This is a genomic window from Actinomadura sp. BRA 177 (assembly GCF_013372625.1).
Lineage (GTDB): Bacteria > Actinomycetota > Actinomycetes > Streptosporangiales > Streptosporangiaceae > Spirillospora.
Map to the genome: position 1 here is coordinate 1 of NZ_JABXFD010000501.1, position 15,584 is coordinate 15,584.

At 71.0% G+C, this 15,584-nt stretch carries 15 protein-coding genes; 8 read left to right on the forward strand and 7 right to left on the reverse strand.

The window, feature by feature from the left end; genetic code table 11:
* The first annotated feature begins 260 nt into the window (after window positions 1-260).
* The gene (locus HUX53_RS29305; RefSeq protein ID WP_176406457.1) at window positions 261-1,370 is read left to right on the forward strand and encodes a nitronate monooxygenase family protein; all 1,110 of its coding nucleotides are present in this window, start codon (window positions 261-263) and stop codon (window positions 1,368-1,370) included.
* A gap of 61 nt (window positions 1,371-1,431) precedes the next feature.
* On the opposite strand, the gene HUX53_RS29310 is transcribed toward HUX53_RS29305, so the two are convergent.
* Both HUX53_RS29310 and HUX53_RS29315 read right to left on the reverse strand, forming a co-directional pair.
* Complete coding sequence (locus tag HUX53_RS29310; RefSeq protein ID WP_176406458.1) at window positions 1,432-1,854, reverse strand: hypothetical protein; 423 nt, start codon at window positions 1,852-1,854, stop codon at window positions 1,432-1,434.
* Window positions 1,855-2,063: 209 nt separating this feature from the next.
* The gene (locus HUX53_RS29315; protein WP_176406459.1) at window positions 2,064-2,876 is read right to left on the reverse strand and encodes a crotonase/enoyl-CoA hydratase family protein; all 813 of its coding nucleotides are present in this window, start codon (window positions 2,874-2,876) and stop codon (window positions 2,064-2,066) included.
* Between the two features lie 155 nt (window positions 2,877-3,031).
* On the opposite strand from HUX53_RS29315, the gene HUX53_RS29320 reads away from it, so the two are divergent.
* The 6 genes from HUX53_RS29320 to HUX53_RS29345 all read left to right on the forward strand — a co-directional run bounded on the left by HUX53_RS29320 (window position 3,032) and on the right by HUX53_RS29345 (window position 10,018).
* Window positions 3,032-4,591 (forward strand): acyl-CoA synthetase, encoded by a 1,560-nt coding sequence (locus tag HUX53_RS29320; protein WP_176406460.1) that lies wholly within the window; start codon window positions 3,032-3,034, stop codon window positions 4,589-4,591.
* A 4-nt stretch (window positions 4,592-4,595) separates the two neighbouring features.
* Window positions 4,596-5,525, forward strand: a complete 930-nt coding sequence (locus HUX53_RS29325; RefSeq protein ID WP_176406461.1) for a Zn-ribbon domain-containing OB-fold protein — start codon at window positions 4,596-4,598, stop codon at window positions 5,523-5,525.
* On the forward strand, window positions 5,525-6,565 hold the full coding sequence (locus HUX53_RS29330) for a thiolase domain-containing protein (RefSeq protein ID WP_176406462.1): 1,041 nt from the start codon (window positions 5,525-5,527) through the stop codon (window positions 6,563-6,565). The genes HUX53_RS29325 and HUX53_RS29330 overlap by 1 nt, the downstream gene beginning before the upstream one ends.
* Window positions 6,558-7,715 (forward strand): thiolase domain-containing protein, encoded by a 1,158-nt coding sequence (locus HUX53_RS29335; protein WP_176406463.1) that lies wholly within the window; start codon window positions 6,558-6,560, stop codon window positions 7,713-7,715. The genes HUX53_RS29330 and HUX53_RS29335 overlap by 8 nt, the downstream gene beginning before the upstream one ends.
* Window positions 7,716-7,762: 47 nt before the next feature.
* Window positions 7,763-9,334, forward strand: coding sequence for an acyl-CoA synthetase (locus HUX53_RS29340; RefSeq protein WP_176406464.1), 1,572 nt, complete (start codon window positions 7,763-7,765; stop codon window positions 9,332-9,334).
* 216 nt (window positions 9,335-9,550) lie between these two features.
* Window positions 9,551-10,018 (forward strand): MarR family transcriptional regulator, encoded by a 468-nt coding sequence (locus HUX53_RS29345; RefSeq protein ID WP_176406465.1) that lies wholly within the window; start codon window positions 9,551-9,553, stop codon window positions 10,016-10,018.
* On the opposite strand, the gene HUX53_RS29350 is transcribed toward HUX53_RS29345, so the two are convergent.
* Both HUX53_RS29350 and HUX53_RS29355 read right to left on the reverse strand, forming a co-directional pair.
* Entirely contained in the window at window positions 10,015-10,590 is a 576-nt protein-coding gene (locus tag HUX53_RS29350; RefSeq protein ID WP_176406466.1) for a TetR/AcrR family transcriptional regulator, read from the reverse strand. The two genes, HUX53_RS29345 and HUX53_RS29350, sit on opposite strands and share 4 nt — an antisense overlap.
* A gap of 31 nt (window positions 10,591-10,621) precedes the next feature.
* The gene (locus HUX53_RS29355; protein ID WP_176406467.1) at window positions 10,622-11,566 is read right to left on the reverse strand and encodes a LysR family transcriptional regulator; all 945 of its coding nucleotides are present in this window, start codon (window positions 11,564-11,566) and stop codon (window positions 10,622-10,624) included.
* 84 nt (window positions 11,567-11,650) lie between these two features.
* On the opposite strand from HUX53_RS29355, the gene HUX53_RS29360 reads away from it, so the two are divergent.
* Window positions 11,651-12,907 carry an alpha/beta fold hydrolase gene (locus tag HUX53_RS29360; RefSeq protein ID WP_176406468.1) on the forward strand — a complete coding sequence of 419 codons (1,257 nt, stop codon included), beginning with the start codon at window positions 11,651-11,653 and terminating at the stop codon, window positions 12,905-12,907.
* Here the strand turns inward: HUX53_RS29360 and HUX53_RS29365 are convergent.
* Genes HUX53_RS29365 through HUX53_RS40265 form a run of 3 tightly spaced genes read right to left on the reverse strand, consistent with a single transcriptional unit; the run spans window position 12,888 to window position 15,159 of the window.
* Window positions 12,888-13,889: an ABC transporter ATP-binding protein gene (locus HUX53_RS29365; protein WP_176406469.1), complete on the reverse strand. Its 1,002-nt coding sequence runs from the start codon at window positions 13,887-13,889 to the stop codon at window positions 12,888-12,890. The two genes, HUX53_RS29360 and HUX53_RS29365, sit on opposite strands and share 20 nt — an antisense overlap.
* A complete protein-coding gene (locus HUX53_RS29370) occupies window positions 13,886-14,887 on the reverse strand; it encodes an ABC transporter ATP-binding protein (protein ID WP_176406470.1) in 1,002 nt (333 codons plus the stop codon). The genes HUX53_RS29365 and HUX53_RS29370 overlap by 4 nt, the downstream gene beginning before the upstream one ends.
* Complete coding sequence (locus tag HUX53_RS40265) at window positions 14,884-15,159, reverse strand: ABC transporter permease (RefSeq protein WP_217920064.1); 276 nt, start codon at window positions 15,157-15,159, stop codon at window positions 14,884-14,886. Before HUX53_RS40265 ends, HUX53_RS29370 begins: the two co-directional genes overlap by 4 nt.
* Window positions 15,160-15,584: the final 425 nt, after the last annotated feature.

A 15,584-nucleotide genomic window follows, 5' to 3' on the forward strand; every position in this document is an offset into this window, starting at 1 on the left:
CCGTGTGCCATCAGGGTCAGCGGCGCTTGGACGGGCCGGCAGCCAGCGCCAGCAGCGCAAGGCCGCCGGCCCGTCCAAGCGCCGCTGACCCTGATGGCACACGGCCCGCGCCCTCCGCGCGGGCCGTTTCGCATGTCCGCCCCTGCTGCGCTGATACGCGTTCTAGTCTGGCGACGTGCCCAGCCTCCCCATGCGGCCGTGCTGAGATTTGTAAGTAGAACCTGTTGCAGTTTTGCGGGTGCGAGCTTAGGGTCGAGGCTGTGCGGACACGAGTCACCGAACTATTCGGCATCGAGTACTCGATCTTTGCGTTCAGTCACTGCCGCGATGTGGTCGCGGCGGTGAGCCGCGCCGGCGGCATGGGCGTCCTCGGCGCCCTGCACTTCACCCCCGAGGAGCTTGAGCTCGAACTCAAGTGGCTGGACGAGAACGTCGGCGGCAAGCCGTACGGCGTGGACGTCGTCATGCCGGCCAAGTACGAGGGCGCCGACATGGGCGACGCCGAGGAGCTGCTCGGCAAGCTGCAGGGCATGATCCCGGCCGAGAACCGGAAATTCCTGGAGGACCTGCTCGCCGAGCACGGCGTCGACCCGCCGTCCGAGAAGGCCGGCAAGGCGCTGCTCGGGTGGACGGACGTGACCGCGCGGCCGCAGGTCGAGGTGGCGCTCAAGCACCCGATCGCGCTGCTCGCGAACGCGCTCGGCCCGCCCCCGGCGGACGTCGTCGAGCAGGCGCACGAGCACGGCGTGAAGGTCGCGGGCCTCGCCTCCAACGCCCGGCACGCCCGCAAGCAGGTCGAGGTGGGCGTCGACATCATCGTCGCGCAGGGCGCCGAGGCCGGCGGCCACACCGGCGACGTGTCCACGATGGTGCTGATCCCCGAGGTGGTGGACGCGGTCGGTGAGGACACCATCGTGCTGGCCGCGGGCGGCATCGGCCGGGGCCGGCAGATGGCCGCGGGCATGGCGCTCGGCGCGGACGGCGTGTGGACGGGCTCGATCTGGCTGACCGTCGACGAGGCGGACACCCCCGAGCGCGCCCTGCCGAAGCTGCTCAGCGCCACGTCCCGCGACACCGTCCGGTCCCGCGCGTGGACGGGCAAGCCCGCGCGCTTCCTCAAGACCGCGTGGACGGAGGCCTGGGAGAGCGAGCAGTCGCCCGGCTACCTGCCGATGCCCATGCAGTTCATGCTGATCGCGGACGCCCTGCCGCGCATCCAGCGGTCCGGCGACGGCGAGCTGGTCACCTTCCCGGTCGGCCAGATCGTCGGCTCGATGAACCAGATCAAGCCGGCCGCCCAGGTCGTCTACGACCTGATCGAGGAGTACGTCGAGGCCCTGGAGCGCCTCAACACCATCACCGAAGCCTGACCCTCCCCACGGGCCCCGGCCGGCGCCATCCCCTCAGTGCCGCCCGGGGCCCTCCGCATGCTCAGAAGCGGGTCATCCAGGAGAGGGCGCGGGCCAGGACGTAGTAGACGACGGCGGCGATCGTCCAGTTGATGTAGAGCTGCTGCTCGGGGTCGGTCCGCGTGAAGGCGTCGCGGAACGGCGTGGCGAGCCAGCGGCCCGCGTCCAGTGTCGCGTCCACGAGGGTGTTGCCTGGATTCGCGTCGCCCCAGGTCAGCAGCATCCCGAGGACCAGGATCGCGGCGGCGGCCCAGCCCGCCGCCATGATCATCGCGCTGACCGGGTTCGGCCTGCTGCGCCGCCACCGGGCCGGCTTCCGCTCGACCACCACGGTCTTCGCGGCGTCGTCCGTGCCTGTGCCCGCGTTCCGCCGCGGCCACAGCCGCCGCCGTGGGGGCGCCTCCTCGGTGGTCGTGCTCCGCCTGCGTCCTAGGTGCAAGGCCATGGCCTGCTCAGTCCTTCCGTGACTCGCTTCGCCCCCAAGCGATGCCACGGAAGGATCTCCGCAAACTCCAGCCGAATTACGGACGCCCGATAATGGGCGAGTTGAGAATCTCAGTCATGAGTTCCTCGTCGGACTTGGCTCCCACTCGTCCATCGATGCCGAGAAGGCGGCACCCCGTCGCCGCTTCGTCGTCCGTCGCGGACGCGGTATCACTTGCCGTGGTAGGTGGCGGGGCGCTTTTCCTTGAAGGCGCGGGAGCCTTCCTTGGCGTCCTCGGAGGCGAAGACGGGCCAGCCGATCTCGTCGGAGATCTTGAGGGCCTCCTCCTCGGGGAGGTGCTCGGTCTCGCGGACGGCGCGCAGGATGGCCTGGACGGACAGTGGTGCGCAGGCGGCGATCTGGTCGGCCATCTCGCGGGCCGCGGCGAGGGCCCGGCCGTCCGGGACGACCTTGTTGATCAGGCCCATGGCGAGGGCCTCCTGCGGGGTCACCTCGCGGGCGGTCAGCAGGATGTCGAGCGCGGCGGCGGTGCCGATCTGGCGGGGCAGGCGGACGGCGCTGCCGCCCATGGGGAACAGGCCGCGCTTGGCCTCGAAGAGGCCGAGGGTGGCGCCCTCGGCGACGACGCGCAGGTCGGTGCCGGCCAGGAGTTCGGTGCCGCCGGCGACGGCGTAGCCCTCGATGGCGCAGATGAGCGGCTTGGTGGGGCGGCCGTCGCGCAGCAGGCCCTTCCAGTGGTAGTCGGTGATCTGCGCGGCCCGCTCCTGCACGCGCGGGTCCGAGGACGGCTGGCTCATCGCCTTCAGGTCCGCGCCGGCGCAGAAGGTGCCGTCGGCTCCGGTGAGGATGCCGACGCGGACCTCGGGCGTGTCCGACATGTAGGCCCAGGCGTCGGCGAGACCGACGAGCATCGCGGTGCTGAGCGCGTTGCGCGCCTCGGGCCGGTTCATCGTGACGGTGACGACGTGGCCGTCGCGCTCGACGATGCAGTGCTCGGTGCCGATCGGCAGCCGTTCCGCCATGGGTTCCTCCAGCCGGGATGTCAAACGAGAACAGATTCTAGTTAAGCCCTTGCCCTACCGGTAGGGGTTGAACTCCAAAACGAGAACGTGATCTACTTTGGCTGCCGGGCGCCGCCGTGTGACGGTGCTCACCGTGCTCACGTAGGGGAGTTCCGATGGGGTCATTGGGCTTTTGGCGGTTGGCGCAGGCCGATCCCGACTGGGTCGCGTGCGTTGATCCGGACGGGACGAAACACGCCGCGGGCGATCTGCTGGCCCGCGCGAACCGGCTCGTCCACGGGCTGCGCGCGCTGGGGCTGGAGAAGGGCGACGGCATCTGCGGGCTCGTTCCGAACGGTTCCGAGGGCCTCGTCCTGTATCTGGCGGCGCTGCAGGCCGGCTGGTACTACACGCCGATCAACTGGCACCTGACCGGGCCGGAGATCGGGTACATCGTCTCCGACAGCGAGGCCAAGGCGTTCTTCGTCCACGAGCGGTACGCCCAGGAGGGCGTGCGGGCCGGTGAGGAGATCGAGGCGCACCGGCGGTTCGCGTTCGGCGACGTCGAGGGCTTCCGGCCGTTCGAGGAGCTGGTCGACGGTCAGCCGGACACGCTGCCGGACGATCGCAGCAACGGCGCCACGATGCACTACACGTCCGGGACGACGGGACGGCCGAAGGGCGTCAAGCGGGCGCTGATGGGCATCGACCCCGACGACAGCGCCGAGCTCATGACGTTCCTGCTCGGCCTGTTCGGCATCCCGCCGGGTATCCCCGCGGGGGGCGAGCACCAGGCCCATCTGATCACCTCGCCGAACTACCACACGGCCGTCACCCAGTTCGGCGGCACCGCCCTGCAGATGGGCCACACGCTCGTCTACATGGACAAGTGGGACGCCGAAGACACCCTCAGAGTGATCCAAGAACACCGTGTGAGCAACACCCACATGGTGCCGACGCACTTCAAGCGGCTGCTGTCGCTGCCCGAGGACGTCCGGTCCGGGTACGACGTGTCGAGCATGAAGTGGGCGATCCACGCCGCGGCGCCGTGCCCGGTGCCGATCAAGCAGCAGATGCTCGAATGGTGGGGCGACTGCATCTGGGAGTACTACGCGGCGACCGAGGGCGGCGGGACGATCGCGAGCCCGGCCGACTGGCGCGAGCACCCCGGCACCGTCGGCAACGCCTGGCCGATCAGTGAGCTGCTGATCGTGGACGACGACGGCGAGCCCGTCCCGACCGGGACGCACGGCACGATCTACATGAAGATGGCCGGCGTCGAGTTCGAGTACAAGGGCGACAAGGAGAAGACGGAGAAGAACCGCCTCAAGGACTTCTTCACCGTCGGCGACATCGGCTACCTGACCGAGGACGGGTTCCTGTTCCTGTCCGACCGCAAGGCCGACATGATCATCTCGGGCGGCGCGAACATCTACCCGGCCGAGATCGAGAACGAGATCATCCTGCACTCGAAGGTCGGGGACGTCGCCGTGTTCGGCATCCCGGACGAGGAGTGGGGCGAGCAGATCAAGGCCGTCGTCGAGCCGGCCGAGGGCGTCGAGCCCGGCGAGGAGCTGGCCGCCGAGATCCTCAGGTCGCTGGAGGGCCGGCTCGCCAAGATGAAGTGGCCGCGCTCCATCGACTTCATCGAGACGATGCCGCGCGAGCCCAACGGCAAGCTCCTCAAGCGCAAGCTGCGGGACCCGTACTGGAAGGACCGCGACGTTGCCATCTGACACGGTGCCATCTGAGCCGAACCACGTCGTCGCATTCCCCGGCGGCTATACCCGCTCGGTCGGCCCGGTCATCGGCCGCTTCCTGAGCGAGCTGCGCGACGGCCGGATGGTCGGCGTCCGCACGGCGGGCGGCCGGGTGATCGTCCCGCCGCAGGAGTGCGACCCCGACACCGGCGAGGACGTGACGGACGAGTTCGTCGAGGTCGGCCCGGCCGGCACCGTCACGACCTGGTCGTGGGTGCCGAACCCGGCCGAGGAGCACCCGTTCGACCGCCCGTTCGCGTGGGCGCTGGTCCGCCCGGACGGCGCCGACACCGCGCTGCTGCACGCGCTCGACCTCGGCGTCTTCGAGGCGGGCGCGAAGCCGCCGAAGTTCCTGAAGACCGGGATGCGGGTGCGGCCGAAGTACCGCGCGGAGCGCACCGGGACGATCGGCGACATCGAGTGCTTCCTGCCGGAAGTCACGATGATCAACCCGAAGGCCGGGCTGGAGTACCGGCTGAAGGGCGGCCGGGCGCTCGGCCGGTTCCTGGAGGGGGTCGCCGAGGGCCGGCTGATCGGGCACCGCTGCCAGGTGTGCGAGAAGGTCATCGTGCCGATGAAGGGCTTCTGCCCGCGCGACGGCGTCCCCACGTCCGAGGAGGTGGAGCTGCCCGACACCGGCACCGTCACCACCTTCGCGGTCAACAACATCCCCGACCCGCGCGCGCCCGAGGTGCCGTTCGTGTCCGGCTACGTCCTGCTGGACGGCGCGGGCCTGACGATGCTGACGCTGGTCGCGGGCATCCCGGCCGACCAGGTGCGGATGGGCATGCGGGTGAAGGCGGCGTGGCGGCCTCGCGAGGAGTGGACCAACTCGATGTCCAACATCAAGTGGTTCGAGCCGATCGACGAGCCCGACGTCCCCTTCGAAGAGATCAAGGACTACATGTAATGCGTGATGTCGCAGTAGTCGCGTTCGCACAGAGCCAGCACAGCGGTGAGGACCAGGGGATCGCGGAGACCGAGATGGTCCTGCCGGTGATCACCGAGATCAAGGAGCGGACCGGGCTGTCCCGCTTCGGCTTCACCTGCTCGGGCTCGTGCGACTACCTGCAGGGCGCGCCGTTCGCGTTCGTGTCCGCGCTCGACACGCTGGGCGCGTGGCCGCCGATCGCCGAGAGCCACGTCGAGATGGACGGTGCGTGGGCGCTGTACGAGGCGTGGGTGAAGCTCCAGATCGGCGAGATCGACACGGCGCTGGTGTACGGGTTCGGCAAGTCGTCCCAGGGCGACCTCCGCGCGATCATGACGCAGCAGCTCGACCCGTACCACCTGGCGCCGCTCGGCGTCGACCAGGTGTCGATGGCCGCCATGCAGGCCCGTGCGTACATGGACAAGTCGGGCGTCAAGGAGGACGACCTGCGCGCGGTCGCCGCGCGGTCCCGGGCGTCCGGCCGCGACAACCCGTTCGCGCTGCACCTGCCGGACCCCGAGGGCGACGACTACGACGTGGCGCCGCTGCGTCCCTACGACGTCGCGCCGATCACCGACGGCGCGGCGGCGATCGTCCTCGCTGCTGGCGACAAGGCGCGGGAGCTGTGCGAGCGGCCCGCGTGGATCACCGGCATCGACCACCGCACCGAGCCGCACGCGCTCGGCGTCCGCGACCTGACCCGGTCGCCGGCCACCCGCCTGGCGGGGGAGAAGGCCGGCGCGACCGGCATCGAGGTCGCGGAGCTGCACGCGCAGTTCAGCCATGAGGAGCTGATCCTGCGCGAGGCGCTCGGCCTGGACGACGGCGTGACGGTCAACCCGTCCGGCGGGGCGCTGTCGGCGAACCCGGTGATGGCGGCGGGCCTCATCCGCATCGGCGAGGCCGCGTCCCGCATCCACGACGGGACGGCGGCCAAGGCGCTCGGGCATGCCGCGTCCGGCCCCTGCCTCCAGCAGAACCTCGTCTGCGTGCTGTCGGGAGAGAACAACAATGGCTAATTCCTGTGCGGTCATCGGCATCGGGCAGACCGAGTACAAGACCAAGCGGCTGGACGTGTCGATGGCCGGGCTGCTCCGCGAGGCGGCCCGCCGAGCCCTCGACGACGCCGGGCTGACCTGGAAGGACATCGACGCAGTCGTGGTCGGCAAGGCGCCCGACCTGTTCGAGGGCGTCGTGATGCCGGAGATCTTCCTGGCGGACGCGATCGGCGCGACCGGCAAGCCGATGCTGCGGGTGCACACGGCCGGCTCGGTCGGCGGGTCCACGGCGATCGTCGCCGCGAACCTGATCCAGTCCGGGGTGCACGAGCGGGTCCTCACGATCGCGTGGGAGAAGCAGTCGGAGTCGAACGCGACATGGGCGCTGACGGTGAACGGGCCGTTCACCACGTCCCTCGTCGTCGGCGCGGGCGGCTACTTCGCGCCGCACATCCGCGCCTACATGGCCAGGGCCGGCGCGCCCGACCACATCGGGACGCTCGTCGCGGTCAAGGACCGGCAGAACGCGCTGCGGAACCCCTACGCGCACCTGAAGATTCCGGGCATCTCGCGCGAGATGGTCGAGTCGACGCCGATGCTGTGGGAGCCGATCCGCTACCTGGAGACGTGCCCGTCCTCGGACGGCGCGTGCGCGATGGTGCTGGCCTCGGAGGACGCGGCCAAGAAGGCGCCGAACAAGCCCGCGTGGGTGCACGGCACGGCGATGCGCTCGGAGCCGATGTCGTTCGCCGGCCGCGACAGCGTGAGCCCGCAGGGCGGCAAGGACGCGGCGGCGGAGGTGTACCGGCAGGCGGGCATCACCGACCCGCGCAGCGAACTCGACTGCGCCGAGGTGTACGTCCCGTTCTCCTGGTACGAGCCGATGTGGCTGGAGAACCTCGGGTTCTGCGGCGACAACGAGGGCTGGAAGCTCACCGAGGCGGGCGCGACGGCGTTCGACGGCGACATCCCGTGGAACCCGTCCGGCGGCGTGCTGTCGTCCAACCCGATCGGCGCGTCCGGGATGATCCGGTTCGCGGAGGCTGCGCTGCAGGTGCGCGGGCTGGCCGGCGACCACCAGGTGGACGGTGCGCGGCGCGCGCTCGGCCACGCCTACGGCGGCGGCGCCCAGTTCTTCGCGATGTGGATAGTCGGCAGCGACAAACCCTGATTTTCTACAACCAAGAGGCGCGAAGACCCCCCTTCGGAGGACGTCCGATGGAGTACAACCACGCTGACCTGTTCGAGGGAGTCGCGGACGCGATCGGGGACCGTGTCGCCCTGATCTGCGGCGATCAGCGGCTCACGTACGCCGAGCTGGACGAGCACGCGAACCGGCTCGCGCACCACCTGGCGGACGCGGGCGTCCGGCCCGGCCAGCATGTCGCCGTCCAGCTCTACAACGGTGTCGAGTACGCGGCGGCGCTGCTGGCGACGCTGAAGATCCGGGCCGTGCCGATCAACGTCAACTACCGGTACGTGGAGAACGAGCTGTTCTACGTGTACCGGGACTCCGACAGCGTCGCGCTGCTGTACGACGTGGAGTTCGAGGACAAGGTCGCCGCGACCGTCCCGGAGGTGCCGGAGCTGAGGCACCTGATCGCGGTGGGCGGCACGCCGTCCATCCCGGGCGCGGTCGCCTACGACGAGGCGCTGCGGGACGCGCCCGGCACGCGCGGCTTCCCGGCGCGGTCCGGCGACGACATGTACATCATCTACACGGGCGGGACGACCGGGATGCCGAAGGGCGTCATGTGGTCGACCGAGCAGATCATCTTCGCGTTCTGGAACCCGACGGTGCAGCGCCCGTCGAAGCCCGAGGACATCGTGGAGAACGCCCGCAACAGCGGCCCGCTGATCATGATGCCGGTGGCGCCGCTGATGCACGGGGCCGCGCAGGTGGCCACGTTCATCGCCTGGTTCATGGGCGCGACGCTCGTCTACACGCGCAAGTTCGACGCGGCGGACGTGTGGGCGACGATCGAGCGGGAGAAGGTCAACTCGCTGACGATCACCGGGGACGCGATGGCGATCCCGATGGCGGAGGAGCTGGCGCGCGGCGAGTACGACACGTCCTCGCTGTTCGCCTACGTCTCCACGGGCGCGATCTTCACCGGGACGGTCCGCGACCGCATCCAGAAGCTGCTGCCGAACGTCATGATCCTGGACCGGTTCGGGTCGACGGAGTCGGGTTCGACGGCCGAGGCAGTCGCCGGGTCAACGCCGGAGAAGGGCCTGCGGTTCGCCCCGGACGTCGAGAACGTGACCGTCCTGGACGACGCGTTCCAGCAGGTCAAGCCGGGCTCGGGCGTGATTGGGCAGGTCGCCCGCACCGGTTACATCGCGCAGGGCTACTACAACGACCCGGAGAAGACGGCGAAGACGTTCCCGGTGGTGGACGGCAAGCGCTGGCTGCTCACCGGCGACATCGCCACCGTCGAGGAGGACGGCTCGATCGCCGTCTACGGCCGGGGTTCCCAGGCGATCAACACGGGCGGCGAGAAGGTGTTCCCGGAGGAGGTCGAGGCCGTCCTCAAGGGGCATCCGGGCGTGTACGACGCGGTCGTGACGGGCATTCCGGACGAGCGCTGGGGCAACCGCGTCGCGGCGGTCATCCAGCCGTCCGGCGACGCACCGCCCTCTGACGAGGAGCTGGACGCGCACTGCCGCCGCGAGCTGTCGGGCTACAAGGTGCCGCGCGTCTACGCGTTCGTCGACGAGATGAAGCGCTCGCCGGCGGGCAAGGCGGACTACCGGTGGGCCAAGCAGGTGGCGGAGGAGGCCCAGTAGGGGAGGCACGCTACAGGTCGGCCCCGAACCTTCGTGGGATTCGGGGCCAGGAGCGGACCTCTGTTAGTGGTCCTAACAAGTCCATGATAGGGGTGACCTGGAGGTGCCCTGATCATGATCGGCTGAGTCCTCCGCCACATGCCGCGCCGTCCGCGGTGGTCCTGTCCGGATCCGGACACTAGGCTCTCCCCACAAGAGGCAGAGGGAGAGGTGGGCGTGTCGACCCCGGACCGCGAGCGGTTGGACGAGCTGCAGCGGGCGATGCAGCGCAGCACCATGTTCACCGTCCTGCTGCACCACGCCACCGCGAGCAAGGCGGGACTGAACGTCAGCGACGCGCAGTGCGTGAACGCGCTGATGCTGGACGGCCCGCAGACCCCCGGCCAGCTCGCGCAGCTGATGGGCATCACGACGGGCGGCGCGATCACGGCCGTCATCGACCGGCTGGAGCGCGCCGGGTACGTCAAGCGCACCCGCGACCCCGACGACCGCCGCCGCGTGATCGTCGAGCTGGTCGACGAGAACGTCGCCGACTTCGCCCGCTACTTCGAGCCGATCTCCCGCGCCTTCTACGAGCGTCTCGGCACCTACACCGACGAGGAGTTCGACGTCCTGCTCCGCTGGATCCGCGAGAACAACGCGGCGATGCCCGGCATCATCGAAGAGATCCGCAACCTCCCCTAACCGGTGAGCCGGCCGCGCAGCAGATCCATCAAAGTGGCCTGGACGTCGGCGAGCGGGCGTCCCGGCTGGAGGGCGCGCCAGTCGAGCGCGACGGTCAGCACCATCCCGAACACGGCGGACGCGGCGGTCCCGGTGTCGAGGTCGGCGCGCAGATCACCGGCGGCGACCGCGTCGCGCAGCACGTCCGCGATCACCCCAATGGCACGCTCCCGGATCAGCCGTGCGGTGCGCTGCCAGTCGCCGCCGGACCGCCACGTCTCGGCGATCAGCAGCCGGGCGAACGACTCGTGCTCGCCGATGAACGCCAGCTCGGCGGCGACGACGGCCTCCAGCGCGTCCAGCGGGGCCTTGCCGGACGCGGCGTCCCGCAGCGCGGTCGCCAGCCGGTCGACCCCGTACTCCAGCAGCGCCGCGAACAGCGCCGCCTTGCTGCCGAAGTTGTAGTAGACGGTGCCCTTGGCGACCCCGGCCCGCTCGGCGATCTGGTCGACGGTGGTCGCGGCCAGCCCGCTCTCGGCGATCAGCTCGATCGCCGCGCCGAACAGCTTCTCCCTGGTCGCGCTGCGCGCCACGTCCCCGCCTCCTAGAGCCTGAGTACCGACGCTATCCGGTGGCGTTCTCCGCGCTGGAGAGCCAGGCCTTGTAGGTGGGGTTCTCGGTGGCGGCTTCGAGGTAGACGGTGCGGGCGGCGGCGGCCAGCTCGGCGGCGCGGTCGGCGAGGGGGCCGCCGTCGCGCCAGGCGAGGAGGTGCCGCATGATCAGCGGGGATCCGGCCAGCGGGCGGACCGCGAGGTCGGGATCCTCCCGGAGGGTCGCCTGGCAGGGGACGACGGCGCCGCTCTTGCGGACCAGGGTGCGGATCATCTCGCGGTCGCTGGTCGTGTGCAGGACGTGCGGGGTGAAGCCCTCCTCCTGGCAGGTGGAGTAGAAGACCTCCGGCCAGCCGGAGCCGTCGGGCGGGGAGACCAGCCAGTCCGCGTCGGCGAGGTCGGCGAGGGCGACCTCCTTCGCGGCGGCCAGCGGGTGGGTTTCCGGCAGCGCGATGAAGATCGGTTCGGTGGTGATCACCATGGTGCTGACCGAGGGGACGGCGGGCAGCTCGTTCCCCGGGTAGTCGATGAGGGTGGCGAGGTCCAGGCGGCGTGAGGCCAGCAGGTCGAGCAGCAGGCGGGGGTAGTACTCGGTGTGCACGGTGACCCGCATGCCGGGGATCTCGAAGAGCTCGCGCAGCAGGCCGTTGAGGACGGTGTTGGCGTAGCCGCCGATGCGCACCTGGGCGGTGTCGGGCTCGGCGGCGGTGCCGAGCAGCAGCTCGTCCACGGTGACCAGGGCCGAGCGGGCGCGGCTCAGCACGAACAGGCCGAACGGGGTGGGGCTGACGCCCAGCCGGTCGCGCCGGAAGACCTGGCCGCCCAGGGCGGCCTCGATCCGCTGGAGCTGGGCGGTGAGGGCGGGCTGGGAGACGCCGACCACCGTGGCGGCCCGGCTCAGGCTCCCGGCGTCGGCGATCGCGCACAACGCGCGCAGATGGCGTAGCTCAAGCTGCACAGCGACCTACTTTCACCCCATAACGCTCCGAATATAGACGATCGGGATTGGCCGTGTGATCTGCCGACTCGGGATGATGGCCAGGTGATATATCGGCACTCCGGGCTCGTCTTCACCGAGCACACCCTCACCGTCCCGCTCGACCACGCCGATCCGGGCGGACGGCGGATCGAGCTGTTCGCCAGGGAGGTGACCGCGCCGGACCTGCCCGCGGCGGACCTGCCCTTCCTGCTGTACCTGGAGGGCGGCCCCGGGCACTCCGCACCGCGCCACCTGCCGGCCTGGCTGCGGCGGGCGACCCGCGAGTACCGGGTGGTGCTGATGGACCAGCGCGGAACCGGCCGCAGCACCCCGGCCACCAGGCAGACCCTCGCCGGGCTGGACGACCCGGCCGGGCACCTCCGCCATTTCCGGGCCGACGCCATCGTCGCCGACGCCGAACTGCTGCGCGCCCACCTCGCCGGGGACCGGCCCTGGACGGTGCTCGGGCAGAGCTTCGGCGGCTTCTGCGCGGTCACCTACCTGTCCCGGGCGCCCGAAGGGCTGCGCGAGGTGCTGATCACCGGCGGGCTGCCGCCGCTGGAGGCGTCGGCCGAGGACGTCTACCGGGCCGCCTACCCCCGCGTCCTGGCGCACAACGAGCGCTACGCCGAGCGCTATCCCGATGACGCGCCGGCCGCCCGCCGGGTGGTGGACGCGCTGTGCGAGCGGGACGTCCGGCTGCCGGGCGGGGACCGGCTCACCCCGCGGCGCTTCCAGACGCTCGGCATCCACTTCGGCGCGGAGAGCCGGTTCGACGCGCTGCACCATCTGCTGGCGGAGGCGTTCGTCGACGGGCCCGGCGGCAAGGAACTGTCGGACGCCTTCCTGCGCGGGGTGGACGCCGCCGTCTCCTTCGCCACGCAGCCGCTCTACGCGCTGATGCACGAGTCGGTCTACTGCCAGGGCCGGGCGTCCGGCTGGGCGGCCCACCGCGTCCGGGCCGAGTTCCCCGAGTTCGACCTGGACGGGGACGGCCCCGTCCGCTTCACCGGGGAGATGATCTATCCCTGGCTGTTCGACGAGGACCCGGCGCTGATCCCGCTGGCCGGCTGCGCGCGGGAGTTGGCGTCCCGGACGGACTGGCCCGCGCTGTACGACGCGGACCGGCTGGCCGGCAACACCGTCCCGGTGGCGGCGCTCATCTGCTACGACGACATGTACGTCGACCGTGAGATGTCGCTGGCGACCGCGGCCGCGATCCGGGGGCTGCGTCCCTGGATCACCAACGAGCACGCCCACGACGCTCTCGGCATCCGCGAGACCGTCTTCGAGCGGCTGCTCACGCTGGTTCGGCGCTGAGGTCCGCCGCGGACTCCGCGGACGTCTCGGGATAGTGGCAGGCCACCGGATGCGGGCCGCCGGTGAGGACGGGCTCCTCGCTCGCACACCGCTCGGTGGCCTTCCAGCAGCGGGTGCGGAACCGGCAGCCGGACGGCGGGTCGGCCGGGCTGGGCAGGTCCCCGGTGAGCCGGATCCGCTCCCGTCCGGCCGTCCCGGTGGGGTCGGGGGCCGCCGACAGCAGCGCCTTGGTGTACGGGTGGGCGGGGGCGGAGTACAGCGTCTCCCGGTCCGCGACCTCCACGACCTTCCCCAGGTACATCACGGCGACCCGGTGGCAGAAGTACCGGACGACGGCCAGGTCGTGCGCGATGAACAGGAACGACACCCCGAGCTCGGCCTGCAGCCGCCGCAGCAGGTTGATCACCTGCGCCTGCACCGAGACGTCCAGCGCGGACACCGGCTCGTCGGCGATGATCAGCTTCGGCTCGGTGACCAGGGCGCGGGCGATGCCGATCCGCTGCCGCTGCCCGCCGGAGAACTCGTGCGGGAACCGGTTGTAGTGCTCGGGGCCCAGCCCGACCAGCTCCAGCAGTTCCCGGACGCGGGCGCGCCGCCCGCCGGGCGGCTCGATTCCGTTGACCTCCATCGGCCCCTCGATGATGGCGCCGACGGTGTGCCGGGGGCTGAGCGAGGAGTACGGGTCCTGGAAGACCATCTGGATCTCGGGGCGGATCGCGCGGAACTCCCGCCGCCTCATCCGGGCGACGTCCTCGCCGCGGTAGACGACCCGGCCGGCGGTGGGCCGCTCCAGCCCGGCGACGATCTTGGCGGTGGTGGACTTCCCGCAGCCCGACTCGCCGACGAGGCCGAGGCTCTGCCCTTCGGGGACCTCGAACCCGATGCCGTCCACCGCCCGGACCGGGCTCCTGCGTCCGAAGAGGCGGGACCCGCCGGACGGGTAGTGCTTGGTGAGGCCTTCCACCTGCAGCAACGGGTTCATCGGTCCTTCTCCGTGGTGAAGCGCGGGTGGGGGATGTGGCAGGCCGAGCCGCGGCCGCCCCCGGTGAGCAGCGGCGGGAGGACGGTCCGGCACAGGTCGCCCTCGACCAGATCGGTGTAGTGGCAGCGGGGCTCGAAGGGGCAGCCGGACGGGGGTTCGAGCAGGCTGGGCGGCACTCCCTCAATGGCGGTCAGCTCCGCGTGGACGTCGCCCGTGAGCCGCGGGGTGGAGGCGAGGAGGCCGCGCGTGTAGGGGTGCCGGGGCTCGTCGAGCACCTCTCGCACCGGCCCGTTCTCGACGCAGCGTCCCGCGTACATCACCAGGATGTCCTGGGCGGCCTCGGCGACGACGCCGAGGTCGTGGGTGACGAGGATGATCGCCGTGCCGTACTCCTCCCGGATGGACGCGAGCAGGTCGAGGATCTGGGCCTGCACGGTGACGTCCAGCGCGGTGGTCGGCTCGTCGGCGATGAGGAGGTCGGGCTCGCAGACCAGGGCCATCGCGATCATGGCGCGCTGCCGCATGCCGCCGGAGAACTCGTGCGGGTGGCTGCGGGCCCGCGCGGCGGCCTGCGGGATGCCAACCCGGTCCAGCGCCTCGACGGCCCGCTTCGCGGCCGCGCGGCGGCCGGCGCCCCGGTGCCTGCGGTAGCTCTCCGCTATCTGGGCGCCGACGGTGTGGTACGGGGACAGCGCCGTCAGCGGATCCTGGAAGATCATCGCGATCCGGTCGCCCCGGACGCGGGTCAGCTCCCGCTCGGAGGCCCCGGTCAGCTCGGCGCCGTCGAAGCGGATCGAGCCCGTCACCTCGGTGCGGCGCCGGTCGTGCAGGCCGAGCACCGCCAGGTTGGCCACCGACTTCCCGGAGCCGGACTCCCCGACGATCGCGAGCGTGCGCCCGGCCTCCAGATCGAACGACAGCCCGTTGACCGCGTGCACCGTCCCGTCGTCGACGGAGAACCGCACCCGCAGGTCGCGGACGGACAGCAGCGGGCTCATGACGTCCTCACCCGGGGGTCGATCAGCGCGTAGCAGGCGTCCACGACGATGTTCGCGACGATCATCGCGGTGGCGGCCACCAGGGTCACGCCCATCAGCATCGGCAGGTCGGCGTTGGTCACCGAGTCGACGGCGAGCTTGCCGATCCCCGGAAGGTTGAACACGGTCTCGGTGATGACCGCGCCGCTCAGCAGCACCGCGGCGTCGATGCCGAAGAGCGTGATGACCGGTGCGGCGGTGCCGCGCGCCCGACGACACCCGCGAACCGCCAAGGTGCGCCACTCCCTCAGCCCCACGAGCTTGCACGCGCACGCCTCGCGGCTCGGCGGAAAGTGCTGCCTGCCGGCTCGGTGACGTCTGCGAAGTGTCGAGGGGTGAGGCTCCTGTGGTGCCGCGAGCCGGCACGCGTACGTCTCGTGACTCGGTGGAGAGTGCTGCCTGCCGGCTCGGTGACGTCTGCGGAGGGTTGAGGCGTGCCGCTTCCGGGGTTCGCCCGTGGGGACGTGGCTCCTCGTCTGGCTGTGCCCGGTCCGGTGTCCGCGCTGGCGGACGCGCTGTTTCGTCGGGCGTGCGGGCGGTGCTCTTGTCGGGCTGGGGCGGCTCTTGGATCGGGTGTTCCGGGTCCCGTACCGGTCGTGTCCGCACTGCGGCCGGATGCGCCGAAGTGCCTTCCCCGTCGGGCTTGGGGGGTGGGGAG

What these genes read in the sequence shown, in the direction of transcription:
- HUX53_RS29315 (WP_176406459.1), bottom strand. Translation starts at nt 2,876, where the DNA reads ATGGCGGAACGGCTGCCGATCGGCACCGAGCACTGCATCGTCGAGCGC.
- HUX53_RS29330 (WP_176406462.1), top strand. Translation starts at nt 5,525, where the DNA reads ATGCGTGATGTCGCAGTAGTCGCGTTCGCACAGAGCCAGCACAGCGGT.
- HUX53_RS29340 (WP_176406464.1), top strand. Translation starts at nt 7,763, where the DNA reads ATGGAGTACAACCACGCTGACCTGTTCGAGGGAGTCGCGGACGCGATC.
- HUX53_RS29365 (WP_176406469.1), bottom strand. Translation starts at nt 13,889, where the DNA reads ATGAACCCGTTGCTGCAGGTGGAAGGCCTCACCAAGCACTACCCGTCC.
- HUX53_RS29310 (WP_176406458.1), bottom strand. Translation starts at nt 1,854, where the DNA reads ATGGCCTTGCACCTAGGACGCAGGCGGAGCACGACCACCGAGGAGGCG.
- HUX53_RS29320 (WP_176406460.1), top strand. Translation starts at nt 3,032, where the DNA reads ATGGGGTCATTGGGCTTTTGGCGGTTGGCGCAGGCCGATCCCGACTGG.
- HUX53_RS29335 (WP_176406463.1), top strand. Translation starts at nt 6,558, where the DNA reads ATGGCTAATTCCTGTGCGGTCATCGGCATCGGGCAGACCGAGTACAAG.
- HUX53_RS29370 (WP_176406470.1), bottom strand. Translation starts at nt 14,887, where the DNA reads ATGAGCCCGCTGCTGTCCGTCCGCGACCTGCGGGTGCGGTTCTCCGTC.